This is a genomic window from Streptomyces sp. NPDC023481 (assembly GCF_055560195.1).
This window is the reverse complement of sequence record NZ_JBVHJE010000004.1, coordinates 165,275-190,442: the sequence shown is the minus strand read 5'-3', so window position 1 is coordinate 190,442 and position 25,168 is coordinate 165,275. Positions and strand designations below refer to the sequence as shown.

The 25,168-nt window shown below is 73.8% G+C and carries 29 protein-coding genes; 9 read left to right on the top strand and 20 right to left on the bottom strand.

Translation table 11 applies throughout. The features are described from left to right. Nucleotides 1-7 precede the first annotated feature (7 nt). Together ACZ3ZD_RS11030 and ACZ3ZD_RS11025 are read right to left on the bottom strand one after the other, a co-directional pair. Nucleotides 8-784 carry a class I SAM-dependent methyltransferase gene (locus tag ACZ3ZD_RS11030; protein ID WP_467395474.1) on the bottom strand — a complete coding sequence of 259 codons (777 nt, stop codon included), beginning with the start codon at nucleotides 782-784 and terminating at the stop codon, nucleotides 8-10. Between the two features lie 5 nt (nucleotides 785-789). After that, the gene (locus ACZ3ZD_RS11025; RefSeq protein ID WP_467395473.1) at nucleotides 790-1,095 is read right to left on the bottom strand and encodes a 4a-hydroxytetrahydrobiopterin dehydratase; all 306 of its coding nucleotides are present in this window, start codon (nucleotides 1,093-1,095) and stop codon (nucleotides 790-792) included. Between the two features lie 332 nt (nucleotides 1,096-1,427). Between ACZ3ZD_RS11025 and ACZ3ZD_RS11020 the strand changes: the two genes are divergently transcribed. After that, a complete protein-coding gene (locus ACZ3ZD_RS11020; protein ID WP_467395472.1) occupies nucleotides 1,428-2,291 on the top strand; it encodes a helix-turn-helix domain-containing protein in 864 nt (287 codons plus the stop codon). 158 nt (nucleotides 2,292-2,449) lie between these two features. Beyond that, nucleotides 2,450-2,944 carry a nitrate reductase molybdenum cofactor assembly chaperone gene (locus tag ACZ3ZD_RS11015; protein ID WP_467395471.1) on the top strand — a complete coding sequence of 165 codons (495 nt, stop codon included), beginning with the start codon at nucleotides 2,450-2,452 and terminating at the stop codon, nucleotides 2,942-2,944. Between the two features lie 91 nt (nucleotides 2,945-3,035). Here the strand turns inward: ACZ3ZD_RS11015 and ACZ3ZD_RS11010 are convergent, their stop codons facing one another. The 3 genes from ACZ3ZD_RS11010 to ACZ3ZD_RS11000 all read right to left on the bottom strand — a co-directional run bounded on the left by ACZ3ZD_RS11010 (nucleotide 3,036) and on the right by ACZ3ZD_RS11000 (nucleotide 6,341). Continuing rightward, nucleotides 3,036-3,461 (bottom strand): OsmC family protein, encoded by a 426-nt coding sequence (locus ACZ3ZD_RS11010; protein WP_467395470.1) that lies wholly within the window; start codon nucleotides 3,459-3,461, stop codon nucleotides 3,036-3,038. A 185-nt stretch (nucleotides 3,462-3,646) separates the two neighbouring features. Then, nucleotides 3,647-5,791, bottom strand: a complete 2,145-nt coding sequence (locus tag ACZ3ZD_RS11005) for a phage holin family protein (protein WP_467395469.1) — start codon at nucleotides 5,789-5,791, stop codon at nucleotides 3,647-3,649. A gap of 118 nt (nucleotides 5,792-5,909) precedes the next feature. Further along, nucleotides 5,910-6,341 (bottom strand): hypothetical protein, encoded by a 432-nt coding sequence (locus tag ACZ3ZD_RS11000; protein WP_467395468.1) that lies wholly within the window; start codon nucleotides 6,339-6,341, stop codon nucleotides 5,910-5,912. An 84-nt stretch (nucleotides 6,342-6,425) separates the two neighbouring features. On the opposite strand from ACZ3ZD_RS11000, the gene ACZ3ZD_RS10995 reads away from it, so the two are divergent. Continuing rightward, the gene (locus ACZ3ZD_RS10995) at nucleotides 6,426-7,199 is read left to right on the top strand and encodes an MBL fold metallo-hydrolase (RefSeq protein WP_467395803.1); all 774 of its coding nucleotides are present in this window, start codon (nucleotides 6,426-6,428) and stop codon (nucleotides 7,197-7,199) included. Then, entirely contained in the window at nucleotides 7,196-7,816 is a 621-nt protein-coding gene (locus tag ACZ3ZD_RS10990) for a DedA family protein (protein WP_467395467.1), read from the top strand. The genes ACZ3ZD_RS10995 and ACZ3ZD_RS10990 overlap by 4 nt, the downstream gene beginning before the upstream one ends. 116 nt (nucleotides 7,817-7,932) lie before the next feature. Here the strand turns inward: ACZ3ZD_RS10990 and ACZ3ZD_RS10985 are convergent, their stop codons facing one another. The 3 genes from ACZ3ZD_RS10985 to ACZ3ZD_RS10975 form a co-directional block, all read right to left on the bottom strand. Beyond that, the gene (locus ACZ3ZD_RS10985) at nucleotides 7,933-9,072 is read right to left on the bottom strand and encodes an MBL fold metallo-hydrolase (protein WP_467395466.1); all 1,140 of its coding nucleotides are present in this window, start codon (nucleotides 9,070-9,072) and stop codon (nucleotides 7,933-7,935) included. Continuing rightward, entirely contained in the window at nucleotides 9,069-10,328 is a 1,260-nt protein-coding gene (locus ACZ3ZD_RS10980) for an aminotransferase class I/II-fold pyridoxal phosphate-dependent enzyme (RefSeq protein ID WP_467395465.1), read from the bottom strand. The genes ACZ3ZD_RS10985 and ACZ3ZD_RS10980 overlap by 4 nt, the downstream gene beginning before the upstream one ends. Before the next feature lie 322 nt (nucleotides 10,329-10,650). Beyond that, a complete protein-coding gene (locus tag ACZ3ZD_RS10975) occupies nucleotides 10,651-11,511 on the bottom strand; it encodes a hypothetical protein (RefSeq protein WP_467395464.1) in 861 nt (286 codons plus the stop codon). A 318-nt stretch (nucleotides 11,512-11,829) separates the two neighbouring features. Between ACZ3ZD_RS10975 and ACZ3ZD_RS10970 the strand changes: the two genes are divergently transcribed. The 3 genes from ACZ3ZD_RS10970 to ACZ3ZD_RS10960 all read left to right on the top strand — a co-directional run bounded on the left by ACZ3ZD_RS10970 (nucleotide 11,830) and on the right by ACZ3ZD_RS10960 (nucleotide 14,785). After that, nucleotides 11,830-13,626 carry a thiamine pyrophosphate-requiring protein gene (locus tag ACZ3ZD_RS10970; RefSeq protein ID WP_467395463.1) on the top strand — a complete coding sequence of 599 codons (1,797 nt, stop codon included), beginning with the start codon at nucleotides 11,830-11,832 and terminating at the stop codon, nucleotides 13,624-13,626. A 124-nt stretch (nucleotides 13,627-13,750) separates the two neighbouring features. Continuing rightward, on the top strand, nucleotides 13,751-14,128 hold the full coding sequence (locus tag ACZ3ZD_RS10965) for a DUF2795 domain-containing protein (protein WP_467395462.1): 378 nt from the start codon (nucleotides 13,751-13,753) through the stop codon (nucleotides 14,126-14,128). Nucleotides 14,129-14,242: 114 nt separating this feature from the next. After that, nucleotides 14,243-14,785, top strand: a complete 543-nt coding sequence (locus tag ACZ3ZD_RS10960) for a type 1 glutamine amidotransferase domain-containing protein (RefSeq protein ID WP_467395461.1) — start codon at nucleotides 14,243-14,245, stop codon at nucleotides 14,783-14,785. An 89-nt stretch (nucleotides 14,786-14,874) separates the two neighbouring features. On the opposite strand, the gene ACZ3ZD_RS10955 is transcribed toward ACZ3ZD_RS10960, so the two are convergent. Continuing rightward, nucleotides 14,875-15,162, bottom strand: a complete 288-nt coding sequence (locus ACZ3ZD_RS10955) for a DUF6158 family protein (RefSeq protein ID WP_467395460.1) — start codon at nucleotides 15,160-15,162, stop codon at nucleotides 14,875-14,877. 130 nt (nucleotides 15,163-15,292) lie between these two features. Further along, nucleotides 15,293-16,912 (bottom strand): ABC-F family ATP-binding cassette domain-containing protein, encoded by a 1,620-nt coding sequence (locus tag ACZ3ZD_RS10950; RefSeq protein WP_467395459.1) that lies wholly within the window; start codon nucleotides 16,910-16,912, stop codon nucleotides 15,293-15,295. A 128-nt stretch (nucleotides 16,913-17,040) separates the two neighbouring features. On the opposite strand from ACZ3ZD_RS10950, the gene ACZ3ZD_RS10945 reads away from it, so the two are divergent. Further along, nucleotides 17,041-18,537, top strand: a complete 1,497-nt coding sequence (locus ACZ3ZD_RS10945) for a phosphatase PAP2 family protein (RefSeq protein ID WP_467395458.1) — start codon at nucleotides 17,041-17,043, stop codon at nucleotides 18,535-18,537. Between the two features lie 227 nt (nucleotides 18,538-18,764). Continuing rightward, nucleotides 18,765-19,586: a class I SAM-dependent methyltransferase gene (locus ACZ3ZD_RS10940; protein WP_467395457.1), complete on the top strand. Its 822-nt coding sequence runs from the start codon at nucleotides 18,765-18,767 to the stop codon at nucleotides 19,584-19,586. Nucleotides 19,587-19,659: 73 nt separating this feature from the next. Here ACZ3ZD_RS10940 and ACZ3ZD_RS10935 read toward each other — a convergent pair whose 3' ends face one another. From ACZ3ZD_RS10935 to ACZ3ZD_RS10890, 10 genes are all read right to left on the bottom strand, one after another. Beyond that, nucleotides 19,660-19,950 (bottom strand): gas vesicle protein K, encoded by a 291-nt coding sequence (locus ACZ3ZD_RS10935; RefSeq protein WP_467395456.1) that lies wholly within the window; start codon nucleotides 19,948-19,950, stop codon nucleotides 19,660-19,662. Further along, entirely contained in the window at nucleotides 19,947-20,135 is a 189-nt protein-coding gene (locus ACZ3ZD_RS10930) for a gas vesicle protein (RefSeq protein ID WP_467395455.1), read from the bottom strand. The genes ACZ3ZD_RS10935 and ACZ3ZD_RS10930 overlap by 4 nt, the downstream gene beginning before the upstream one ends. Beyond that, entirely contained in the window at nucleotides 20,132-20,962 is an 831-nt protein-coding gene (locus tag ACZ3ZD_RS10925; protein WP_467395454.1) for a GvpL/GvpF family gas vesicle protein, read from the bottom strand. Before ACZ3ZD_RS10925 ends, ACZ3ZD_RS10930 begins: the two co-directional genes overlap by 4 nt. Then, a complete protein-coding gene (locus ACZ3ZD_RS10920) occupies nucleotides 20,959-21,306 on the bottom strand; it encodes a gas vesicle protein (RefSeq protein ID WP_467395453.1) in 348 nt (115 codons plus the stop codon). Before ACZ3ZD_RS10920 ends, ACZ3ZD_RS10925 begins: the two co-directional genes overlap by 4 nt. Next, complete coding sequence (locus ACZ3ZD_RS10915) at nucleotides 21,303-22,601, bottom strand: SRPBCC family protein (RefSeq protein ID WP_467395452.1); 1,299 nt, start codon at nucleotides 22,599-22,601, stop codon at nucleotides 21,303-21,305. Before ACZ3ZD_RS10915 ends, ACZ3ZD_RS10920 begins: the two co-directional genes overlap by 4 nt. Then, complete coding sequence (locus tag ACZ3ZD_RS10910; protein ID WP_467395451.1) at nucleotides 22,598-23,185, bottom strand: DNA primase; 588 nt, start codon at nucleotides 23,183-23,185, stop codon at nucleotides 22,598-22,600. The genes ACZ3ZD_RS10915 and ACZ3ZD_RS10910 overlap by 4 nt, the downstream gene beginning before the upstream one ends. Before the next feature lies 1 nt (nucleotide 23,186). Beyond that, nucleotides 23,187-23,444, bottom strand: coding sequence for a gas vesicle protein GvpG (locus ACZ3ZD_RS10905; RefSeq protein WP_356157739.1), 258 nt, complete (start codon nucleotides 23,442-23,444; stop codon nucleotides 23,187-23,189). Nucleotides 23,445-23,475: 31 nt separating this feature from the next. After that, nucleotides 23,476-24,246 carry a GvpL/GvpF family gas vesicle protein gene (locus ACZ3ZD_RS10900; RefSeq protein WP_467395450.1) on the bottom strand — a complete coding sequence of 257 codons (771 nt, stop codon included), beginning with the start codon at nucleotides 24,244-24,246 and terminating at the stop codon, nucleotides 23,476-23,478. Further along, nucleotides 24,243-24,665 carry a gas vesicle structural protein GvpA gene (locus ACZ3ZD_RS10895; RefSeq protein ID WP_353756728.1) on the bottom strand — a complete coding sequence of 141 codons (423 nt, stop codon included), beginning with the start codon at nucleotides 24,663-24,665 and terminating at the stop codon, nucleotides 24,243-24,245. The genes ACZ3ZD_RS10900 and ACZ3ZD_RS10895 overlap by 4 nt, the downstream gene beginning before the upstream one ends. A 67-nt stretch (nucleotides 24,666-24,732) precedes the next feature. Then, nucleotides 24,733-25,134: a gas vesicle protein GvpO gene (locus ACZ3ZD_RS10890; RefSeq protein ID WP_467395449.1), complete on the bottom strand. Its 402-nt coding sequence runs from the start codon at nucleotides 25,132-25,134 to the stop codon at nucleotides 24,733-24,735. Nucleotides 25,135-25,168: the final 34 nt, after the last annotated feature.

Genomic DNA, 25,168 nt, shown 5'->3' with positions numbered 1-25,168 from the left:
GCCCCTGCTAGTCGGTGGGCACGGTGCCCGGTTCCTCGTCGGCTGCCGGTTTGCGGAAGGCGCGGACGCTGAACCGGGGGTCGGGGCGCCGGCGGTCCTGGTCGGGGAGCGCGGCCAGGCGTGCGGCGAACTCCTCGGTGCGCGGCTCGCCCGGCGGCAGCATGGTGAACCAGCCGCGGCGCAGGTCGGCGATGGTGGTGCGGGGGCTGCGGCCCTGTCCGGTGCCGCGGAAGGTGCCGTGGCCGGCGGGCCGGAGTCCGTACCGGACGGCGTGCGCGGTGACGGTGGCGGGGGCGTCGGCGGCCGGGCGGCGCGGGCGGCCCGCGAGGACGGCGTCGATGTCGCTGCCGACGTCGTGGGCGGCGGCCTTGTCGACCGTGGTGACGTACGTCCCGCCGGGCCGCAGCACCCGGGCGCACTCGGCGACGGCGGCGCGGACGTCGTCGGGGTCTGCGAGCAGGTGCAGCAGCCAGATGCTGGTGACCGCGTCGAAGGTGGCGGAGGGGAAGGGCAGCCGGCGGCTGTCGGCCCGGACGATCGCGCCGGGCAGCCGGGCCGAGGCCATGCGGACCATGGCCGGGGTGAGGTCCGCGCCGGTGACCCGCAGCCCGGGGCTCGCGGCGGCGAGCCGCCGGGTGACGATCCCGGTGCCGCAGGCGATGTCGAGGAGGCGGTCCGGCCGCCCGGGTATCAGGCCGAGGACGGCGTGTGCGGCCTCCTGCGCGCGGGCCTCGCCGCCGCGTAAGGCGTCGTAGTCGCCGGCTTCCTTCTCGTAGTCGAGCACATCGCTCAGTGTGCACCGTGGCCTGGGGCGATGTCCTCCACCCTGCGGGCGAGCGCGAAGTCCTTCGCGGTGACGGCGCCGCCCGCGCTGTGGGTGGTGACGCTCAGGGAGACGGTGTGGTAGCCGAGGGTGAGGTCGGAGTGGTGGTCCAGCTCGTCCTGGACACCGGCGATGTGCACGACCAGCGCGGCCGCCGCGAAGTGCGAGCCGAGCCGGTAGGAGCGGGTGAGGCGGTCGCCGTCGACCGACCAGCCGGGCAGTTCGGCCAGCCGGTCCTCGATCTCCTTCTGCGACAGCGGTTCGACGGCCATGGCCGGGCTCCCTTCGGTGTGTCCCCGCGCGGGGCGGTACGGGTACGGTTCAGCCTGCCACGTCGGCGGTGCGGGCGAGACGGGGACGCGTACGCGGGAGGCAACCGCCCGCTGCCGGCGGCCGGTTGCACCCCCGTGCGGCCGGGGAGCCGGCGGGTGCCGGACTCGCCGTCGAGTGGTTCCGGCCGGCGGGTCCGGCGGCCGCCGAGCGTGCGCGCCCGGGGCTGGTCGGGCCGGTCCGGAACCGATTCGTTGCCTCGGGCACGTGTGCGAGACGGCGACACGTGACACACTGCTGCCCGCTGCGGTCGGCGCACAGGGGAGGGCGGGGCGTGAGTGAGCGGCGGGCTGCGCCCACGGTGGGCCAGGTGGTGCTCGGCAAGCGGTTGCAGGAGCTGCGGGAGGCGGCGGGGCTCAGCCGCGACGGGGCCGCCCGGGTCCTGAGGGTGGCGTCGGCGACCGTACGGCGGATGGAGATGGCCGAGGTCGCGCTGAAGATCCCCTACGTGCAGGTGCTGCTGTCCACCTACGGGGTGGCCGAGGAGGAGGCCGAGGCGTTCGTCCGGCTGGCCGAGGAGGCGAACCAGCCGGGCTGGTGGCAGCGGTATCACGACGTGCTGCCGGACTGGTTCAGCCTGTACGTCAGCCTGGAGGGCGCCGCCCGGATCATCCGCTCCTACGAGCCGCACTTCGTGCCCGGCCTGCTGCAGACCGAGGAGTACGCGCGGGCGGTGATGGAGGCCGGGACGATCGGGCAGACCTCGCCCGCGGCGGTCGAGCGGCATGTGTCGCTGCGCATGGAGCGGCAGCGGCTGCTGGAGCGCGACGACCCGCCCCACCTGTGGGTGATCATGGACGAGACGGTGCTCAGACGCCCGGTGAGCACGCGGCCCGAGGTGCTGCGGGACCAGCTGGACCGGCTGCTGGAGTACGCCGAACGGGACCGGGTCACCCTGCAGATCGCGGAGTTCGCGGCGGGCCCGCATCCGGGGACGTACGCGCCGTTCACGCTGTTCCGGTTCGCCGAGCCGGAGCTGCCGGACATGGTGTTCACCGAGTACCTGACCGGCGCGCTGTACCTGGACTCGCGCCGGGAGGTGTCCGCGCACCTGGAGGTGCTGGACCACATGACGACCCGGGCCGCGTCCGCGCAGCGCACGCTGAAGCTGCTGCGGGAACACCGCGAGGGGCTCTGAGCACGCCCGTGGCACGGCCCGCGTCGGGCCGGGGGTGACCCGTACGGGTCTGCGGACGGGTGGGTTCCCGGGGGCGCCCCTAGCTTCTGAGTACGGGGTGAACCGAGGGGAGCGTGCGTGACCGGCACGCGCCCACCGCCCGACGCGAAGGACGCCTGATGCCCTCGGACTCGGTGCTCTACCAGGCGGCGGCCCTCTGCCTGACCTACCCGGACGGCGACCTCGTCGCCCGGCTGCCGCTGCTGCGCCAGGCCGCCCCGCAGCTGCGCGCGTTCACCGACCACGCGGCCGTCACCCCGCGAGAGGAACTGGCCGCACACTATGTGCGGGTCTTCGGCGCCGGGGGCCGGCACGGCCTGTACCTGAGCCGGTGGCACGACGGCGACTCCGGACGGCGCGGGATGTCGCCGGCCGGTTTCGAGGAGGTCTACCGCCGGCACGGGCTGGAGTGCAGCGGCGCGGAGCTGCCGGACTTCCTGCCGGCGGTGCTGGAGTTCACGGCGCGCACCGGCGACAGCGGTCTGCTGACCGGTCACCGTGACGGGCTGGAGCGGCTGCGTATGCGATTGACCGTGTACGGGACACCGTATGCGGGCGTGCTGGATGCCGTGTGCGCCATAGTGCCGACGGTGTGCGGTCGCCGGTCCCCGTGACCGCTCCGCTCCCCCTGTTCCCCCGCCGTCCCGGGTAGGGCGATGCCGCGCCCCACGGCGCGGGGGCGCGGCATCCGGGGACGGACGAGCGTCAGGCCAGCTCGGCCGTCAGGGTGATCGTCGTGCCGGTCAGGGCCTGGCTGACCGGGCAGTTCTTCTTGGCGTCCTCGGCGGCCGAACGGAAGCCGTCCGCGTCCAGGCCGGGCACCTCGCCGCGCACGGTGAGGTGGATGCCGGTGATGCCCTCGCCCGGCTGGAAGGTGACGTCGGCCTTGGTCTCCAGCCGGGTGGGCGGAGTGCCGGCGCCGGCCAGGCCGTGCGAGAGGGCCATGGAGAAGCAGCTGGAGTGGGCTGCGGCGATCAGCTCCTCGGGGCTGGTCTTGCCGTTCGCCTGCTCGGCGCGCGAGGGCCACGACACCGGCTGCTCGCCGATGCCGGAGGAGTCGAAGGTGACGACTCCGTTGCCTTCGAGCAGGTTGCCTTCCCAGACGGTGTGCGCGGTGCGCGTGGTTGCCACGATGCTTCCTTTCGCGAGTGTCGCGGTTCCGGGTTCCCGGATGGTCCTATCCGATCACATCCGGGCTCATCGCACTCTGAAGACCGGCCCGCGCGCGGGATGTGGGGGGGTGCAGGCCTGGCGGCGGGCGGAGCGGGCCGCCGAGGACGTCACCGGCGCCCTTGCCGTGCGGGTGCAGCCGAATTTCAGGCGGCCTGCTCCTCCTCGGCGTCCGTGGTCAGCGGCACCTGGGGGCCGTCCAGTTCACGCAGCCAGCGGCGCAGCAGGCGGTGGATGCGCTCGGCGCCGACCGGTTCCGTCCCGTCCTCGGCCGGCGCGGACAGCTCCCGCGGGTAGAGCAGGAAGGGGCGTGACTGGGCGCCGCCGAGCCCGCCGTGGGAGCCGATCTGTTCCTCGAAGGCGAGGACTTCGCCATCGGCGGGGTCGTAGGCGGAGTTCACCATGATGTCGGCGGTGTGCGGGAAGGTGTGGGTGCGGCGGACGGCGTCGGCGGCGCCGGGGCCGAAGCGGGCCAGCGGGCCGGGCTCGTCGTCGAGGTCGGCGAGCGGGATCTCGGCTCCTTGGGCGCCGAGCACCACGCCGCCGTGTTCCTCGCTGCGCACCAGCAGGAAGCCGATGCCGGGGTGGTTGGCGAGGGTGGTGAGCAGGGCGGGGTGGCGGGCGTCGATCTCCTCCTTGGTCATGCGGTGCGCGACGTCCGGGAAGGAGACCAGGCCCAGGTTGCCGGAGGCGAGCACCAGCGGCTCGGGACCGCGGGCGGTGCGGTACCGCTCCTCCCGCTCCTCCACCGGCCGGCGCAGGGCGGCGCGGACGGCGGCGCGGGCCTCGGCGCCGCTGCGGGTGCGTTCCGCGCGGCGCGGTACGGGCAGTCCGCAGCCGGCCCGGACCAGGTCGCCGAGGGTGAGGCCGTAGCGGGAGCGGAAGGTCTCGCCGGGGCTCTGTCCGTGGTCGGAGAGAACGACGATGCGGTAGGGGCGCGGGGCGTGTTCGGCGACGCGTTCGAGGAGGGCGAGGGACCGGTCGAGGCGCTGCAGGACCTTCCCGGCGTCGCGGCTGTGCGGGCCGGAGTGGTGGGCGACCTCGTCGTAGGCGACGAGGTCGGCGTAGACGCAGGTGCGGCCGGCGAGCATGTCGCCCATGACCGCGGCGACGACGACGTCCCGTTCGACCACGGTCGCGAAGGCGCGCACGAGCGGGTAGAGGCCGCCCCGGGATACGCGCGGGCGCTGCTTGCGCAGGCGGGCGCGGGTGGACTGGCCGATCTCGCGGGCCACCTCGGCGGCGAAGGACAGGGCGGTGCGTACGGCGTTGGCGGGATCGGAGAAGTACGCGAAGTAGCCGGCGCGGGAACGGTTGGCCCGGCCGCGGCGGCGGGTGGCGATGGACAGGACCAGGGCCTGTTCGCCGGCGCCGCCGCTGAAGAGGTTGCCGCGGCTGGCGCCGTCGGCGGTGAGCAGTCCACCGTCCGCGGTGTGCAGTACGGCGCGGCTTTGCAGTTCGGCGGCGCTCGTCGGCCGGTTGCAGACCATCACCTCGCCGCGGTCCTTCTCGTACCAGCGGAAGGCCGGGACGTCGAAGGTGGTGCCGTGCAGGATGCCGAGCTGACTGGCGCCGGTCTGGCTGGACCAGTCGGTGCGCCAGGGGGTGAGGCGGTGGGTGGGGCCGGAGGCGGGGTCGGGGGTCTGGTCAGGGCGGTGGACCGGCGGCCGCGTACCGCCACCCGTCGGCTGTGTGCCGTCGGCGGTGGACAGCCAACGCCCCACCGTGGGCATCAGACCCTTGCGCACCGCCTCCACCAGCACGTCGTGGCCCACCCCGTCGAGCTGGACGCAGACCAGCCCGGGCGTGGCGGGGCACGGCGGGTGGGCCCGGCGGCCGCGGGTGGCGAGGCGGTGCAGGCGGCGCCGGTAGGCCTCGTCGTCGCTCACGGTGAGGGCCGCCCCCGTGGCGGAGGCCACGGCGGACATCACGGCGGCCACGATGACGGCGGTCTCCGGGGCGGCCTCGGCGGCCCCGGAGGGGTTGATGCGCAGGGCGAGCAGCAGCAGCGAGCCGTTGAGGAAGAAGACGAGCAGACCGAGGACGAGCGCGGGGACGAGGAGGAGCAGGCGGACCAGGAGGGGCCAGACGACGACGGAGAGGACGCCGAAGGCACCGGCGCCGCAGGCCGCGGTGACGGCGATGCGGGTGGCGCTGTCGCCGTCGGCGGACTGGAGCCGGAAGTCGGGCAGGAGGGCGGCGAGGGCCAGCATGGTGCCGGTGGAGACCGCCCATACGGTGACGCTCCGTCCGATCCGACCGGCGATCCGTCGCCACCGTACGCCGCGCACGTCCCGTACACCTCATGTCCCGGCCGTCCGCCCCGGGTGGGCGGGTGGGCCCCTCTCGCCTCGCGGGCCGCGGTCGGGCCCCGCTTCACCTTGTCACACGAGGTCGCACCGGTCGGAGTCACCGTCCGTCGTAGCCGGCGGTCGGCATGGACAGCCGCCGGTGCACGCGTGCCTTCATCTGTGCGTCGTACGACGGTTCGGCCCGGCCCACGGTCTCCACGCGTACGCCCCGGCGGGCGCACTCGGCGGTGAACTCCTCCACGGACGACAGGGCCCGGCGCAGTACCCGGTGGCTGGGGGCGACGAACACGTCCACGCCGGGGCGGACGCCGTCCCAGAGGGCGCAGTGGTCGTAGCGCAGGCCGCCGACGAGGAGTTCGCGGGCGACGACGTAGCCGCGTTCGGCGGCCCAGCGGGCGCACATGGCGTGCTGGCTGCGCGAGTCCACCAGGAAGGGGTCGGCTTCCAGTTCTTCCAGGGGTGTGAGGCTCGCGATGGCGGTGACCCGCACGGTCGTGAAGGCGCCGTAGGCACCCCGCGGCTGTCCCATGGCGTCCCCCTCACCCCCGGGTTTCGCCGCCGACCCTACTCCTGCCCGTAGGCTTCGGGGAGTCACGTGAAGGAGGCGAAGAAGGTGCCGGTGGAGATCACCTGGTGGGGGCATGCCACCTGCGCGGTGGAGGATGCGAACGTCCGGGTGCTGACCGATCCCCTGTTCGCTCGCCGGCTGGCGCATCTGCGGCGGCGCCGGGGTGTGCTGCCGCCCGCCGGGGCCCGGCGCGCGGACCTGGTACTGGTGTCCCATCTGCACGCCGATCACCTGCACCTGCCGTCGCTGGCCTGTTTCGGCCCGGGTACGCGGCTGCTCGTGCCCCGGGGCGCGCCGCGGGCGGTGCCGGGGCTGCGCCGGCTGCGGCACCTGCGGGTCACCGAGGTGGTGCCGGGGGACGAGGTGCGGATGGGGGAGCTGCTGGTCCGGGTGGTGCCGGCGCTGCACGACGGGCGGCGGCTGCCGGTGGGGCCGCGGCGTTCTCCCGCGCTGGGGTATGTCGTGGAGGGTGAGGCGCGCACGTACTTCGCCGGGGACACGGGGCTGTTCGACGCGATGGCCGAGCGGGTGGGGCCGGTGGACGTGGCGTTGTTGCCGGTGGGCGGCTGGGGGCCGTATCTCGGGGAGGGGCACCTGGACGCGGGGCGGGCGGCGCGGGCGCTGGCCGAGCTGGCGCCGCGGGTGGCGGTGCCGGTGCACTACGGGACGTACTGGCCGGTCGGCATGGACGCGGTGCGTCCGCACGAGTTCCACGCGCCGGGTGACGAGTTCGTGCGGCTGGCGGGGGTGGCGGCGCCGCAGGTGGCGGTGCACCGGCTGGGGCACGGGGAGAGTGTGCGGCTGGAGGCCGCACGGTGACGTGGCTCGTCGACGCGTCGCGTGCCGTGACGGCCGGGTCCGCGCAGCAGGCGGTGGGCTATCCGTCGTTGTTCCTGCTGGTGCTGATCGGGGCGTTGGTGCCGGTCGTGCCGACGGGGGCGCTGGTGAGTTCGGCGGCGGTGGTCGCGTTCCACCGGACGGCGCCGTTCTCGCTGGCGTCGGTGTTCGTGACGGCGTCGCTGGCCGCGTTCCTGGGGGACGCGGCGCTGTACTGGCTGGGGCGGCGCGGGATGCGGTCGAAGAACGGGTCGCGGTGGCTGGAGGCGATCCGGGACCGGGCGCCGGAGGAGCGGCTGGCGCAGGCGCGGGGGAAGCTGGCGGAGCACGGGATCGCCGTGCTGGTGCTGTCGCGGCTCGTGCCCGCGGGGCGGATACCGGTGATGCTGGCGTGTCTGCTGGCGGAGTGGCCGTTGCGGCGGTTCGCGCGGGGGAACCTGCTCGCATGCCTCGCGTGGGCGGCCACGTACCAGGTGATCGGGATTCTCGGGGGTTCGCTGTTCCAGGAGCCGTGGGAGGGCGTGCTGGTGGCGGTGGTGCTGACCGTCCTCGTCAGCGCGGCACCCGGGGTGTGGCGGCGGGTGCGGGCCGCCGGCTGAGGTGGGACCGGCCGCGCCCACGGGCGGAGACCGCAGGCGCACGGAGCCGAGCCGCAGGCGCACGACTCGGTGCCGCGCATCCCGCGCACGGTCCCCACGCCGGAGCGCGGCCCGGCTCAGTCCAGGACTCGCGAAGCGCCGACCGGCATGTCCCACAGGTCCTCGCGGTCCCGTCCCGCCTTCTCCCAGGCCGCCCGCGCGCGGGTGAGCGGTTCGAGGACGGGTTCGGCCGAGAGGACGAAGGTGCCCCAGTGCATGGGGGCCATGCGGCGGGCGCCGAGGTCGAGGGTGGCCTGGACGGCCTCCTCGGGGTCGCAGTGGACGTCGCTCAGCCACCAGCGGGGGTCGTAGGCGCCGATGGGCATGAGGGCGAGGTCGATACCGGGGTAGCGGCGGCCGATGCGGGAGAACCAGTGGCCGTAGCCGGTGTCGCCGGCGAAGTAGAGGCGCTGTCCGTCGGGTGCGGTGAGGACCCAGCCGCCCCACAGGCTGTGGCAGGTGTCGGTGAGGGTGCGCTTGGACCAGTGGTGCGCGGGGACGAAGTCGAAGCGGACGCCGGAGAGTTCGGCGCCCTCCCACCAGTCCAGCTCGGTGACGACGGTGAACCGGCGGCGGCGGAACCAGCCGCCGAGGCCGGCGGGCACGAACACCGGCGTGTCGCGCGGGAGTCGGCGCAGCGTGGGGGCGTCCAGGTGGTCGTAGTGGTTGTGGCTGATGACGACGGCGTCGACGCGGGGCAGGGTGTCCCAGGGCACGCCCACGGGGGTGATGCGGGCCGGGGTGCCGAGGATGCGGCGCGACCAGACGGGGTCGGTGAGGACGGTGAGCCCGCCGACGCGGACGATCCAGCTGGCGTGGCCCGCCCAGGTGACGGCCAGGGTGCGGGTGTCGACGCGGGGCAGCGGGGCCGGTTCGTAGGGCAGGCGGGGGATGTCCGCCAGGCCGTCGGGGTCGGGGCGTACGGCGCCTTCGCGGGCGAAGCGGGCGAGGGCCTTCAGACCGGGCAGCGGCGCGGTGAGCCGGTCGTGGAAGGTACGGGGCCACACCCGGCGTTCGCCGAGCGGGCGGGGCTCGGCCAGCGACGGGGCCGGGGACGCGAGGGGAGCCGGGGCGCCGGCCTCGCCGGTCACCGTGTCCGTCGTGGCCGTCCCCGCCGCGTCCGTCGTGGCCGTGGCCGCCGTGACCGCCGTAGCCGCAGCCACCGTGGAGGCCGTGGCCGGTCCCGGCTCGTGCGTCTGCTGCGTCTGCTGCGTCATCGAGGAGGCTCCCATCGCTGAGCGTCGTCGCGGAGATCGTCGAAGACCGACCGCAGGGATTCCAACGCGCGTCGCACGTGCGGCAGTTCCAACGGCACGGGTGAGGTGAGGCATTCCGTGCGCTCCTCGTCCGTGCCACCCAGCAGGGGCCCGGTGGAGAGCCGTACGCGCAGCGCGCCGAGGTCGTCGCCGAAGCGGTGGCCGCCGGGCGCGGGCATGCCGAGCCGGGCGGTGAGCAGGTCCTCCAGGTCCTGGGCGTCGCCCACGCCCTGGGCGGCGAGGGGTTCGCGCAGCGGGCCGAGGTCGGCGTACAGGTGGCGGCCGGCCTGCGGGAGCCGGGCGAGCGCGCCGGCGGTGACGACCGCGGTGTGCGCGGCGGCGGCCACGCGCGCGTGCAGCCGTACGGTGGCCTCTCGGCGTTCGGTGACGGGCGGGGGTTCGTCGAGGGCGTAGCCGGCGGCCGCGGCGACCGGTGCGGCGACGCGCGCGCCGAGGGCGGTGAGGATGTCGAGCACGCGCGCGTGCAGGTGCCGTCCGCCGTCGGTGGCCGGGAAGCGGGCGACCGCGGCGGGCCAGCCGGGGGGCAGCAGGGAGCCGGCCAGGTCGGTGACGACGGTGACCTGGTCGGGCCACATCTCGGCGGGGCTGAGCAGGACGGTCCCGCGCGGGTCGTGCAGGGTGTCGCGCCAGGTCTCGTCGCTGACCAGGTGGAGGCCCTCGGCGGTGGCGGCCTCGACGGCCTCGTGCAGCAGTTCGGGCGGGGCGACGGTGGCGGTGGGGTCGTCGGCGACGGACAGCACCAGCAGCCGGGGGTCGCCGCCCTCGGAGCGGACCCGGCGGACGGTCTCCAGCAGGGCGTAGGGGTCGGGGACGCCACCGCTCTCGGCGGCGGTCGGCACGTGGTAGGCGGGCCGGCCGAGCAGCCGGGCGTACGGCGCCCACCAGGCCGCACAGGGGCGGGGTACGAGGACGTCGGCGCCGTCGCCGGCGAGTGCGGCGGTCAGGGCGAGCAGCAGGGCGGGGGCGCCGGGTCCGGCGACCACCTGGTCGGGGACGGTGGGCAGGCCGCGCCGGGTCCAGTAGCCGCAGGCGGCTTCCAGCAGGGCGGGGGCGCCGCCGACGGGCTGGGCGTCGGAGCGGGCCGCGGCGGCGGCGAGTACGGCGGAGAGTTCGGGGAGTACGGGCAGGCCGTCGGCGGGGAGGGGCGGACCGTAGCGGACGGGGCCGTGGTCCTCCCCTGGGTCCGTCCGCCGCATGTCCGCCTCCGCGCAGTCCGTGGTGCCGTCGCGCCCTGTACGGGCCGTGCCGTCGCGCCCTGTACGGGCCGTGCCGCCGTGCCCTGTAGGGGCCGTGCCGTCCGCTGTCCTCGTGGGCCGTGGGTCCTGTCCTCGCGGGTCGCGGTGCGCGGGACCCGTGGGGCGTCCGGACCGTGCCGTGGTCGGTGATCTCCTGCCGCGGAGCCTTCCCCCGAACCGTCACCTTGAACGTTGAACGTGTTCCGTGATCGGTTCCCGGCGTCCCCGGGAGGGTGGTACCCGTCGGGCGGCCCTCCATGGGCGGTGTCCGCGGTCGCCCGGGTCACATCCCGGCCACCCGGCCTCCCCGTGAGCGCCTGCGGCCGTGGAGCCGGTAGCCGGCACCCGCGAAGGCGGCGGCGATGCAGGCCGCGCCGGCGGCGAGGGCCGGGACGGAGTCGTTGAAGGCGCCGCCCTGCCCGCCGTCCACGCCGTGCTGTACGGCGGCCGAGGCGCAGCCCGTGTCGTCGTGGGAGCCGCGGCAGGACTGGCCGTCACCGTCCGGGCAGCGCGCCCCGCCCGACTCCCCGCACGCGTGGCCGGCCTGACCGCAGTCACCGGCCCCCGCGTCCGCGCACTCCCGGCCGGCCCCCTGCTCCCACTCACCGTCCCGCCCGCCGCCGTCCTGGCCCGCCGCGTCCCGCCCGGCGCTCTCCCGGCCGCCCCCGTCCTGCCCGGCACCGGTCCTCCCGGCGCCGTCCCGCCCGGCACCGGTCTTCCCGGCCCCCTCTCCCCCGGCGTCCTCGTGCCCTACCCCTGCGGGGCCGCCCCCATCGGCCCCGGCCCCGTCCGGACCGAGACCCACCCGGCCGGCACCACCGGCGCCCGCGCCCGCACCCGCCTGCCCGGTCCCGTCGGCACCGGCACCGGTCCCCGCCGGCCCGCCCCCGACGGGCACCGCCCCCTCCGGCCCGCAGGACGCGCCCTCCGGGCCGGCCGCCGGTGCACCCGCGTCGGCCGGCGGTACGGACACCGACCCGAGGACGGGATCGCAGACCACGGAGTCGCCCCCCGCGCCGGGGCCCGCCTCGGCGAAGACGGCGGAACCGGCGGACACAGCCGGCGAGGCACCCGCCACACCCGTGAGGGCAAGCACGGCACCGGTGGCGAAGGCGGTGGACAGGGCGCGAGCGGTGCGGCGCATGGGAGGGGCTCCTCGGCGGACGGCGACGGCCGGGCGGTACGCCGGCGCACCGGTACGACGGCAACGCCGTGCGGCGTCCGGGTAGAGGACACAGGGCGTGCCCTCGCTGCCATGACAGCCCGCGGCCGGTCGTACCGCGCGCGGCCGGAGCCCATTCGCGGGACAGGCGGGGCCGGTCGGGTGACCGTGCGCGCGTGGTGCCGCCGTACGGGTCACCGGTGCGGGTACCGGAGGTTTTCCGTCCCCCGCGCAGGTGACTCGGTACCCACTGACCGCATCGTCCGCCAGGTAACAGGTAACCCACCGGGAGGTCTCTCCATGAGCACCAAGGTCTCGGACCACATCCTCGAGCGGTTGCGCGCTTGGGGTGTGGAACAGGTTTTCGGCTATCCGGGCGACGGCATCAACGGGCTGCTCGCCGCCTGGGGCCGCGCCGAGGACCAGCCGCGGTTCATCCAGTCCCGGCACGAGGAGATGTCCGCCTTCGAGGCGGTCGGGTACGCGAAGTTCAGCGGCCGGCTCGGGGTGTGCGTGGCGACGTCGGGGCCGGGTGCCATCCATCTGCTGAACGGCCTGTACGACGCGAAGCTGGACCACGTGCCGGTGCTGGCGATCGTCGGCCAGACCAACCGGACCGCGATGGGCGGCTCCTACCAGCAGGAAGTCGACCTGCACACGTTGTACAAGGACGTCGCCTCGGAGTTCGTGGAGACGGTGACGGTCCCCGAGCAGCTGCCGAACGTGCTGGACCGGGCGATCCGTACGGCGTACGCGCGGCGCTGCCCGACGGCGCTGATCATCCCGGCCGACGTGCAGGAGCTGGACTACTCCCCGCCGACGCACGAGTTCAAGATGGTGCCGTCGAGTCTGGGGATGAGCGACTTCACGGCGACGCCGACCGACGAGGCGCTGCGCCGGGCCGCCGACGTGCTGAACGCGGGCGACAAGGTGGCCGTGCTGATCGGGCAGGGCGCCGCGGGCGCGGTCGCGGAGGTGCGGGAGGTCGCGGAGCTGCTCGGCGCCGGGGTGGCGAAGGCGCTGCTCGGCAAGGACGTGCTCAGTGACGAGCTGCCCTACGTGACGGGGCCGATCGGACTGCTCGGGAGCCGGCCGTCGTACGAGCTGATGCGGGACTGCGACACGCTGCTGACGATCGGTTCGTCGTTCCCGTACACGCAGTTCATGCCGGACTTCGGCAAGGCGCGCGGGGTGCAGATCGACATCGACGCGCACATGATCGGTATGCGGTATCCGTACGAGGTGAACCTGGTCGGTGACGCCCGGGCGACGCTGCGGCGGCTGATCCCCCTGCTGAAGGCGGAGGGCCGCGGGCGCGAGTGGTACGACACCGTGTGCGCGAACGTGAAGCGCTGGCACGAGACGATGGACCGGCGGGCCGGGCTGGCGGCGGATCCGATCAACCCGGAGTACGTGGCGCGGGCGCTGGACCCGCTGCTGCCGGACAACGCGATCCTGACCTCGGACTCGGGTTCGGTCGCGAACTGGTACGCGCGGCACATCACGATGCGGCCGGGCATGCGGGGTTCGCTGTCCGGGACGCTGGCGACGATGGGCCCGGGGGTGCCGTACGCGATCGGCGCGAAGTTCGCGCATCCGGACCGGCCGGTGGTGGCGCTGGTCGGGGACGGCGCGATGCAGATGAACGGCCTGGCGGAGATGATCACGGCGGCGAAGTACCGGGACCGCTGGTCGGATCCGCGCCTGGTGGTTGCCGTGTGGAACAACCAGGACCTGAACCAGGTGACGTGGGAGATGCGGGCGATGGAGGGTGCTCCGTCGTTCCTGCCGTCGCAGTCGATCCCGGACGTGCAGTACGCGGCGTTCGCCCGCTCGCTGGGGCTGACCGGGATCCGGGTGGAGAAGCCGGAGGACGTGGAGAAGGGCTGGCGGGCCGCGCTGGACGCGGACGGGCCGGCGCTGATCGAGTTCCTGACCGATCCCGCGGTGCCGCCGATCCCGCCGCACGCCACCTGGGAGCAGATGGAGGCGACGGCGTCGTCGATCCTGAAGGGGGACGCCGACCGGGGCTCGATGATCAAGCAGGGGCTGAAGGCGAAGGTGCAGGAGTTCCTGCCGGGCCGGGACAAGCAGTGACCGCCGTGCGGCCCGGAATCCGCGCCGGGCACCTCCGTGCCGGACGCTTTCGTGCCGGGCACTTCGGTGTCGGACGCGTGGCACCGGGTACGCGGTCCGGACCTTCGACCCTCTGGAGGGAGACATGCAGCGAGGCAGTGACCGGCTGAGCGTCCACCGGGACGACGAGATGAAGCACGAACTGCAGGGTCTGCTGCGGTCCGGCCACCCCACGCGCGTGGAGGAGTGGCACGACCCGGAGCCGGCCGCGGACGACGACCCCGACGTCTGGGCCGGCCCGGTGGGCGGTCTGGGTGCCGCGGCGTCGTTGGAGCGGACCAGGATGGAGCTGGCCCGGCACCTGAGCCGGCACGCGTTCCCCGCGAAGCCGGGCGAGCTGGCCCGGGCGCTGCGCCGCGGCAACGCGCCGGGCGGGCTGATCGACGCGGTGGCCGGGCTCCGGCACGGGGACCGGTACGAGAACGTGCAGCAACTGGCCGAAGCGCTGGTGGGCGGCGCCTGAGCGGGAGCCGGGCGGCGAGGAACCGGTGCGGCGCCGGCGGGCGGCGCGGGCGCGGAAGTGGTGCGCCCGGGCCCACCGTGCGGCGCCGCGGAAGACGAAGGGAAGTTGAGGAACATGCGTATCGCGTTTCTGGTGGCACCCGAGGGCGTCGAGCAGGTCGAGCTGACCGAGCCGTGGAAGGCGGCATCGGACGCCGGGCACCAGCCGGTGCTGGTGTCGACCGAGCGCGGAGAGATCCAGGCGTTCAACCACCTGGACAAGGCGGACACGTTCCCGGTGGACGAGGTGGTGGGTGAGACGTCGGCGGCCTCGTTCGGTGGCCTGGTCCTGCCGGGCGGGGTCGCGAACCCGGACTTCCTGCGGATGGACGAGAAGGCCGTCGCTTTCGTGCGGGACTTCTTCGAGCAGGGCCTTCCGGTGGCCGCGATCTGCCACGCGCCGTGGACGCTGGTGGAGGCGGACGTCGTACGCGGCCGGGTGCTGACGTCGTGGCCGAGCCTGCAGACGGACATCCGCAACGCCGGCGGGACATGGGTGGACGAGCAGGTGAAGATCTGCGACCACGGCTCCAACCAGCTGGTGACCAGCCGCAAGCCGGACGACCTGAAGGCGTTCTGCGACGCGTTCGTGCACGTGTTCGCCGGCGAGACCGGCTGACGTCCGACCCCTGACCCCTGACGGGGTGTGCCGGGCCGGCCCGTCGAGGGCCGGCCCTTCCCGTGTGCGCTGTGCCCCGGGGGCGCCGGTCAGGTGCCGGAGGTGCCCGGAGTCGCCGCCTCGCCGGAGCCGCGTTCGCGGGCGCCCTCACGGGTCCGGGCCGCGCTGACCAGGCGGCGGGGGTTGCGGCGCAGGTACTCGCCCTCCAGCTGGGCCATGCGCTCGTTGTGGGCCCGCAGCGCGTCGTTGGAGCCGTACAGCAGTGTGTCGTGGCGCGTGCGGTGGATGGTCTCCAGCTCCTTCATGAGCTGCTGATCGTCCAGCCGGCTGGGGTCGACTCCGGTCATCGTGGTGCCCCGCTCGTCGTGTTCGTTCATGGGCTTCGAGTACCCGCCCGGCACGCACTGCCCCAGGGTGTCTCCCGGGAGGGAAGGCCACGGGGCGCGCGTTCCTGCATCCACTGTACGAACATACGGGGCCCCGGGCGCGCGCGAGCGGGTGCCCGCGCTACCGGGCCCGCTCCACCCGCCGCTCGTCCCACACCGGCTCCGGCGTCTCGCGGACCCGGCCGTCGGAGCCGAAGACCAGGAAGCGGTCGAAGGAGCGGGCGAACCAGCGGTCGTGGGTGACGGCGAGGACCGTGCCGTCGAAGGCCTCCAGGCCCTCTTGGAGAGCCTCGGCGGACTCCAGGTCGAGGTTGTCGGTGGGCTCGTCCAACAGCAGCGCCGTGGCACCGGCCAGTTCCAGCAGCAGGATCTGGAAGCGGGCCTGCTGCCCGCCGGACAGCCGGTCGAAGGCCTGCTCGGCCTGCTGGGTGAGCTCGTAGCGGCGCAGCCGGGACATGGCGGCGCCCCGGTCCTGGGCGTGCTCCTTCCAGAGGATGTCGAGGAGGGTGCGACCCTGGAGTTCGGGGTGGGCGTGGGTCTGCGCGAAGTGCCCGGGCACCACCCGGGCGCCCAGCCTCCACTCCCCGGTGTGCGCGACGTCCTCGCCGGCGAGCAGCCGCAGGAAGTGCGACTTGCCGGAACCGTTGGAGCCGAGGACGGCGACCCGTTCGCCGTAGAAGACCTCCAGGTCGAACGGCCGCATCAGGCCGGTCAGTTCGAGGCCCTCGCAGGTGACGGCCCGTACGCCGGTACGGCCGCCCTTCAGGCGCATGGTGATGTCCTGTTCCCGGGGCGGCTCCGGCGGCGGGCCGGCCTCCTCGAACTTGCGCAGGCGGGTCTGCGCCGCCTGGTAGCGGGAGGCCATCTCGTGGCTGACGGCGGCGGCCTGACGCAGGTTCAGGACGAGCTTCTTCAGCTGGGCGTGCTTCTCGTCCCAGCGGCGGCGCAACTCCTCGAAGCGGGCGAAGCGTTCACGGCGGGCCTCGTGGTACGTGGCGAAGCCGCCGCCGTGCACCCAGGCGTCGGCGCCGGCCGGTCCCGGTTCGACGGAGACGATCTTCTCGGCGGCGCGGGCGAGGAGTTCACGGTCGTGGGAGACGAACAGGACGGTCTTGCGGGTCTCCCCGAGCTGCTGCTCCAGCCACCGCTTGCCGGGCACGTCGAGGTAGTTGTCGGGCTCGTCCAGCAGCAGCACCTCGTCGGTGCCGCGCAGCAGCGCCTCCAGCACGAGCCGTTTCTGCTCACCGCCGGAGAGGGTGCGCACCTGCCGCCACTGGGCGCGCTCGTAGGGGACGCCGAGCGCGGCGGTGGTGCACATGTCCCACAGCGTCTCGGCCTCGTAGCCCCGGACCTCCGCCCAGTCCGCGAGGGCCTGCGCGTAGGCGAGCTGGGCGGCCTCGTCGTCGACGGTCATGAGGGCGTGCTCGGCCCGGTCGACGGCCTGCGCGGCCTCCCGGATCCGGGGCGGGGCGACGGACACGAGCAGGTCCCGTACGGTCGTCTCGTCCCGTACGGACCCGACGAACTGGCGCATCACCCCGAGGCCGCCGCTGACGGTGACGCTGCCGCCGTGCGGCTTCAGCTCGCCGGAGATCAGCCGCAGCAGCGTCGTCTTGCCCGCGCCGTTCGGCCCGACCAGGGCGACGGCGGCGCCCTCGCCGACCCGGAAGGACACGTCGCCGAGGAGCGCCCTCCCGTCGGGGAGGTAGTACTCCAGGTGCGCGGCTTCCAGATGTCCCATGGGGACGCATTCTGCGAGGTGACAGGGGTCGGGAGCAAACGCTTATCGTGCGGAGGGGCGGCTGCGGCGCTCGGGTGGCCGGCGCGGCGGCGGCACAAGAAACGGGCACTTCAGGGTAAGCGCACCCCATGAGCCCAGACCTGGACCTGACCGCGCCCGCGACCGCCGCCCGGGCCCCGATGCGCAAGCTGCTCGAACTCGACGGCCGGCTCTTCGAGGCCGCCGCCGCCTGGAACTGGCCCGGCGCCGAACGCGTCCTGCCCCGCCTGAGCCGCAGCGCCAACCACGGAGTGCTGTGGTTCGCCACCGCCGCCGCAGTGGCCGCCAGCCGCACCCCCCGGGCCCGCCGGGCGGCAGCCCGGGGCCTGGCCTCGCTCGGCCTGGCCTCGCTGACCATCAACACCCTCGGCAAGCGCTCGGTGCGCCGGGCCCGGCCGGTACTGGACCCGGTGCCGCTGGTCCGGCGGCTGAAGCAGCAGCCGATCACCACGTCCTTCCCGTCCGGGCACGCGGCGTCCGCGGCGGCCTTCGCGACCGGGGTGGCGCTGGAGTCGCCGGCGTGGGGTGCGGCGGTGGCACCGGTGGCGTTCTCGGTGGCGGCGTCCCGGGTGTACACGGGCGTGCACTTCCCGAGCGACGTGCTGGCCGGGGCGGCGCTCGGCGCGGGCGCCGCGTTCCTGGTACGGCGCCTGGTGCCGACGCGCGCCCAGCTGCTCAGGCCCGCCCGGCCCCGGGCGCAGGCACCCTCGCTGCCCGAGGGCGACGGCCTGGTGGTGGTCGCCAACCGGGCCTCGGGTACCGCGGAGCGGGTGCGGGCACTGCAGGACGCGCTGCCGGGGGCGGAGATCGTGGAGTGCGCGCCGGAGGAGGTCGGCGACGAGCTGGCGAAGGCGGCGACCCGGGCGCGGGTGCTCGGGGTGTGCGGCGGCGACGGCACGGTGAACGCGGCGGCCCAGGTCGCCCTGCGGCACGACCTGCCGCTGGCGGTGCTGCCGGGCGGCACCCTCAACCACTTCGCCTACGACCTGGGTGTCGAGGACGAACGCCAGCTGGCCCGGGCCGTCCGGCACGGCGAGGCGGTCCGGGTGGACGTCGGCCGGTTCGCCGACCGGGACACCGAGGGCGTGTTCCTCAACACGCTCAGCCTGGGCGTGTACCCGGAGCTGGTCCGCGCCCGGGACCGCTGGTCGCACCGGATCGGCGGCTGGCCGGCCGGGCTGGTCGGCGCGCTGCGCGTGCTGCGCGCCGACCAGCATCCGCTGGAGGTGGAGATGAGCGGCGAGCGGCGCCCGCTGTGGCTGCTGTTCGTGGGCAACGGCGTCTACCACCGCATGGGCCTCGCCCCCGGCCGTCGCACCGATCTCGCGGACGGCCTGCTGGACGTGCGGGTGGTACACGGCAGCCGCAGGCCCGCGCTGCGGCTGCTCGCGGCGGCCGCGGCGGGCCCCCTCACCCGGTCGCCCGCGCACGCGGCGGTACAGGTGAACCGGCTGCGGCTGACCGGCATCGCCCCGGGCACCCCGTTGGCGTACGACGGCGAGGTCACGGCGGTGTCGGGCGAGGTGACACTGGAGAAGCTGCCGGAGGCGCTGACGGTCTACCGTCCGCTGCCCGCGGGATCCTGACGACCGGTCGACGGGATCCCGCAGGCACTCGACGGTCGACGGGATCCCGTGGACAGCCGACCGTCCACCGGATCCCGCAGCCCGCAGCCCGCAGCCCGCAGTGACGCACCCCGCCTGTCCACATAGCGAAACACCGGTCTCACCATGCGGCACGCCCGCGTACCGTGAAGGCACACCGGCGGGCGGACAGCCCGCCGGGTGCCTGACCAGGGTGAAGGGGTACAGCCATGCCGAAAGCGCAGGAGACCGCCGTCTACACGCACGGGCACCACGAGTCGGTGCTGCGTTCGCACACCTGGCGGACCGCCGCCAACTCCGCGGCCTATCTGCTCGGCGCGCTCAAGCCCCACATGCGGATCCTGGACATCGGATGCGGCCCCGGCACCATCACCGCGGACCTGGCGGAACTGGTCCCCGACGGCCGGGTCACCGGCGTCGACCGGGCGGCCGGTGTCCTGGAGCAGGCCCGGGCCACCGCCGTCGGCCGCGGTCTGACGAACGTGGACTTCGCGGTGGCCGACGTGCACGCCCTGGACTACCCGGACGACACCTTCTGTGTGGTCCACGCCCATCAGGTGCTCCAGCACGTGGGCGACCCCGTGCGGGCGCTGCGCGAGATGCGCCGGGTGACCAAGCCGGGCGGGTTCATCGCGGTGCGGGACGCGGACTACGCGGCGATGACCTGGTATCCGGCGGTAGCCGGCCTGGACGACTGGCTGGACCTGTACGAGCGGGTGGCCCGCGCCAACGGCGGCGAACCGGACGCCGGGCGCCGGCTGACGGCGTGGGCGCGGGCGGCCGGCCTCAGGGACATCACGGCCACCTCCAGCACCTGGACGTTCGCCACCGCCGAGGAGCGGGCCTGGTGGAGCGGCCTGTGGGCGGACCGTACGGTCGCCTCCGCGTACGCCGACCGGGCCACGCAGGGCGGCCACGCCACGGCCGAGCAGCTGCGGGCGGTGGCGGACGCCTGGCGGGAGTGGGGACGGCGGGAGGACGGCTGGTTCGCGGTCCTGCACGGGGAGATCCTGTGCCGGAAGGAGGCCTGACCGGCGGTCCACGGGACCCCGTGGGGCCTGTGGGGCTAGTGAGGCCCCTGAGTGCCAGGGGCCGGTGGCTGTGTCACTCGCGGGGCAGCAGCGGGCCCAGCGGCCCGAGGTCCAGGTTGAGGTCCTCGGGCCGCAGGCCGTAGCGGTCCCGCAGCTCGGCCATCCGCTCCTCCAGGAGCATCAGGGTGAGCCCGATCCGCTCCTCCTGCTCCTCGGTCAGCTCGCCGGTGTCGAAGCGGCGGACGGCCTGCCGTTCCATCAGCTGGCGCAGCAGTTCCACCACGGTGAGCACGAGCTTCACCAGGTCGCGTTCGACGGTGTCGGGTTCCAGGTCGAGCCGGTTGCGCCGGGTCTGCGCGGTCATCGGAGCTCCTCGAAGGGCGACGGTACCTGCTCGTTCACGGAGCTGATCAGCGCGTTCAGGTCGATCCGGACGAGGTCGACGTCCGCGATGCGCAGCGTGATGTCGCCGGTGAGGACGACTCCTCCGGCCAGCAGCCGGTCCAGCAGGTCCACCAGGGCGATCTCACGGCGTTCGACGACGGTCACCGGCCCTCCCCCGCTCCCGCGCCGGCCTCGGCTCCCGCGCCCGACCCGGCTCCGGATTCCGCGCCGGACCCGGCCTCGGATTCCGAGAACGAGTAGGCCGCCCAGGGCCCGGTGAGTTCCACTCGCATTCCGGGGGCCTCGTCCTTCGTACGGTCCACGAGTTCCACGAACTCCTCGGAATGCGCGCGGGGCACCAGGTAGGCCGCGTTGAGCACGTTCTGGCCCGGTGTTCCGGAGAGCGTGGGGTTCTGCGGGCGGTGCATGCGGAACTCCTCGGCCCGCTCGGCGAGGCGCTCGTGCAGGGAGTGGGCGAACCGCTCGGCCCGCTGCCACCGCTCCTCCTGCTCGTGGCTGTGCCGGCGCCGGCTGCGCAGATAGTCCCGCCCGCTGGCGGGCTGCGCCGCGGCGGCCGGCACGGGCTCGGCGAGCTCGGGCTCCAGGTAGACCTTCACACCCCACTCCACACGGCCGTGCAGCCGGTCGAGCAGGCGCCGGAAGTCGTCCTCGCGGGCCTCGATCATGCTGCGTACGGCGCTGTCGTCGCGGAAGACGGTGGCGAGCCGCAGGGGCAGCGGGGTGGTGACCGTGGTGAGCGCGTCGACCACGCCCTGGTGGGCGCGGGCGGTCGCGGCCAGCCAGTCCAGGTCCTCCAGGTGGGCCTTCAGCGCGTCCTCGCAGAAGTCCGCCTCCGGGACCGTACTGACCACCGCGACGAGCCCGTGGTGGTGCAGCAGTGCCGGCGGGGCGCCCAGGACGCCCCTCAGCTCGGCCTGCAGGGGTGTCCCGAAGGGGCGGCAGACGGCGTACACGTACCGCAGTCGGGTCATGGTGCCTCCCTCGGGGTGCCGCCCGACTCGAGTTCCTCCAGCCGGGCGAGCCGTTCGCGCAGCTCTGCGTTCTCCCGGGCCAGCTCGTCCCGGCGGGCCCGGGAGGAGAGCGCCGGGTCGGTCTCCCACCAGTCGATGCCCATCTCCTTGGCCTTGTCGACCGAGGCCACGATGAGGCGGAGCTTGATGGTGAGCAGTTCGATGTCGAGCAGGTTGATCCTGATGTCGCCCGCGATGACGACACCCTTGTCGAGTACCCGCTCAAGGATGTCGGCGAGGTTCGCCCCCGAGCCCTGGCCATAGGGCTCGGGGAACCGCCCCCCTTCGGGGAACCGGCTCGTCATCGACGGCCCCCGCGCCTCGCGGGCTCGGGCTCCGCTTCCTCTTCTTCCTCAGGCTCTTCCTCGGCCTCGTACTCGGGCTCCTCCTCGCCCTCTTCGCCCTCCTCGGCCTCCTCAGCCTCTTCCTCGGGCTCCTCTTCGCCCTCCTCGGCCTCCTCAGCCTCTTCCTCGGGCTCCTCTTCGTCCTCGTACTCGTCCTCGTAGGCGTCTTCCCCGTCGGCCTGGCCGTCCTCCTCGGCCTCCTCGGCCTCTTCCTCGGGCTCCTCGCCTTCCTCGCCGGCCTCGGCCTCGTACGACCCCTCTTCCTCGTCGTACTCGCCCTCGTACGGCTCCTCTTCCTCTTCCCCTTCCTCCTGTCCGGTCTCCTCTTCCTCCGTGCCCTCTTCGCCCTCCGGCTGCTCCTCCTCCGACTGCTCCTCGGCGACGGCGTCCTCGTGGCTACGGACCACCTCGCCGTCGCGGATCTCGCCGCGCCAGCCGTCCTCGGCCTCTCCCTTGAGGGTGATGAACCGGGCGAAGTTCTTCAGGTCCAGCCTGGCCCGGCGGCCCTGGGAGCGCCAGATGTTGCCGGTCTTCTCGAACAGGCCGGTCGGGTAGTACTCGATGACCAGCAGTACCCGGGTGAGGTTCTCCTCCAGCCGGTGGAAGGAGACCACACCCTTGGTGGTGCCCTTGGCGCCCTCCGACGTCCACTGGATGCGGTAGTCGGGTATCTGCTCGGTCGTCTGCGCCTTCCAGCTGCGGCTGGACCAGAAGATCTTCGCCTGCCAGTCGGAGTGGGTGTCGTCGCTGCGGCTCGCGCTCTTGACGCCCTTGGCGAAGGTGGAGAAGTCCTGGAACTGGGTCCACTGGTCGTAGGCAGTGCGCAGCGGCACGCCGACGTCGACGGACTCGATGATGACGGTGGGCTTCTTGCCCGCGCCGCCCTTCTTGCCCTTGCCGCCGCCGAGGTTGCGCACGGTGTCCAGCACGTTGTCCTTGACGCGGGAGGCGCCGAGCTCCAGCGCGGAGCGCAGCGGACCCTTGCCCTCGGCGATCTTGCGACCGCCGTCGAGGGCCAGCTTGGCGAAGCCCGGGCTGTTGCCCTCGGCGATGTCGTTCAGCTTGACGGTGGTCTCACCGAGCTTGCGGCCGAGGCCGGACAGCAGCCGCTGTGCCTGTGCGGACAGGTATTCCTGGGCCTCTTCCTTGAGCCGGTCGGCGGCCTCGCTGTGGGCGAGGTCGGTCAGCGGGTTGGACTTGTCCCCACCCGTGGCCTTGCCGGCCTTGGAGGCCGCGGTTCCAAGGGTGTCGGTCATCGCTCATCGCCGCCCTTCGACTGCCGGCCGGTCGCGCCACCGGCCGGGGCGGTCTTCTTCGCGGCCGTCTTGCGGGCCGCGCTCGTCTTCTTGGCGGGAGCCTTCTTCGCCGGGGCCTTCTTGGCGGGAGCCTTCTTGGCCGCGGTCTTCTTCGCGGGAGCCTTCTTCGCCGGCTCCTCCCGCTCGCCCCGCTCCTGCTCGGGCTCCTGCTCCTCCTGCTCCTCGTCCTGGTCCTGGTCCTGGTCGTCGGCGGAGCCGGTCGGCACGTCGCCGGAGAGCTGGTCGCGTACCTGCGCGGTACGGCCGTGCAGCCGGTCGGCGAGCGTGCTCATCTGCCGCTCGACCATCGCGCCGGTGGCGGCCTTGCCGACACCCCGCAGGTCCTGGCGGAGCTGGTCCCCGATCTCCTTGAACTGGGGGTTGTTCTTCAGCTGCTGGTTCACCAGGTCGGCGACCATCCGCGGGCTGAGGTTCAGCTTCTTCCCCGCCACCAGGGAGCCGACCGCGAGGGCCATTTTGAGCTTCTTGGTACGTCCGAGCAGGTATCCGGCCCCTACGGCGAGGCCCAGTGCGGTTCGGTTCATGTCACGTCCCGTTGCCTGTGGTGTCGCCGGAGCGCATAGCGGTCTCCAGCCGGTCGAGAAGTTCGTCCTCGCGCTGGTCGAATTCCTCCGCGGTGATCTCGCCCGCCTCCAACTGCTCTTCGAGGCGGGCGAGTTCGGCCCGTACGGTGGCGGGGTCGTAGTAGATCCGCTCCGCCTCCCGGAGCACCTGCCTGATGGCCCAGGCGCTGCCGCGCACGGGCGCGAACGGCAGCATCAGCACTTCGCCGATCAGTCCCACGGTGGTCTCCTTTCCGTCCGGGCCCGCAGCTCTACTGCGCGCCGGCGTCCGCTCCGGCCGTGCTGCCGGCGGGCTGCGACGGTCCGGGCTCGACGAAGCTGTACGGCGGCAACGGCCCGTTGAGCCTGAGGTCCAGGTGAGCGTGGCTCTTGCGGATCTGCTCGACGATGGCGAGGAAGTCCTCGGCGGTGCTCCGCGGCACCAGGAACGACACGTTCAGCAGCCAGCCGGTGGACTCGGGGCCCACGCTGACGGCGGAAGCGGCCGGGGTGAGCTGTCCCTGCACCTCCTGCGCGTCCTCGGCTTCCTTGGCCTTCACGGCGGCGGCGACCATCTCGCCGAGGCGGATCTTGTCGTCGTAGCTGCCGCCGCCGGACCTGCGGTTGGCCTCGGCGAGGCCGCGGAGGTCCGCGTTCTCGGCCATCACGCGGTGCAGGACGGCCTCCTCGACGTGGGTGGCCTTGACGTTGTACTCGACCTTGCCGTCCAGCTCGCGCAGCCGCTCCTGGTAGTGCTCGGCCCGCTCGCCCAGAACCGACGTGACGGACTCGTCGTCGTCGGCGATGCTGCCGAACCGCATGGGCAGTACGCAGCCGCCCGCGCCCGCCTCGGCGAGCACGTTCTGGTGCGCGAGCAGGTCCCGGCGCTTGGGGCGCAGGTCCTCGGGCGCGTCACTGACGACGGCGGCGAGGTCACCGGCGGTGAGCACCCGGACGGCGCGCGGTGGCTCGCCCACGCCGGTCATGCCCTCGGGGAGCGCCGGGTGGGACCGGGCGGTGATCCCGTAGACGTAGGTGCTCACTCCTGCTCCTCCTTACGGCGCGCCGGGGCCTTGCGGGCGCGCGGCCGGGACTCGGTCTCCCCTTCCTGGCGCGCCTGGTTGAAGGCGTCGGATATGGTCTGCGCGGCGCCGGACAGCGCGCCCTTGGACTTGCCGCGGGCACCGGACTCGGTGACCTCGCCCACGATCTCGGGCAGGCCCGGGCTCTTGTTCGGGCCGGACTCCAGGTCCAGGCGGTTGCACGCCTCGGCGAAGCGCAGGTACGTGTCGACGCTTGCCACGACGACCCGGACGTCGATCTTCAGGATCTCGATGCCGACCAGGGAGACGCGGACGAAGGCGTCGATCACGAGACCTCGGTCCAGGACCAGCTCGAGCACGTCGTAGAGGCCGCTGCTGCCGCCTCCGCCTCCGGTCTGCTGTGCCGGAACAACAGTCATGCCGGCGATTCCTCCTCCTGCGTAGTGGGTGCACGGTTCGCGCGGACGGTGGGTGACGCGCTGTGGCTCAGCGGCCACCGCGCGCGTCGGCCCTGCCGCGTTCGTAGCGGCGGACACGCCGGTACCCGGTCAGCTGACCGTCCGGGTCCAGCTCGACCTGGTAGCTCGCCATCAGGCTCATCGTGTCCGGGACCCGGGCGAGTTCCAGGACCTCGACCTCGAGGGACCAGCCGTCGTCGGTCTCCTCGAAGGAGGACACGGACTCGGGGGCGAGTCCGGTGAGCTCGGCGAGCTGGCTGCGCGCCTGGCGCAGCACCTCCATGGGGGTCGGTCGGCGGTTCTTCGCCTCGCGGTGGGTACCGTCCTGCGTCTCGTGCGTGTTGTCGGAGTTTTCCGAGTTCTTGGACTTCTGTGAGTCCTGTGCTTTCTGTGAACTCTGTGAACTGGACGTGCTGTTTGTGTTCGACATGGCCACCTCTTCCCTGCGTGTGGCCGTTCCTCCC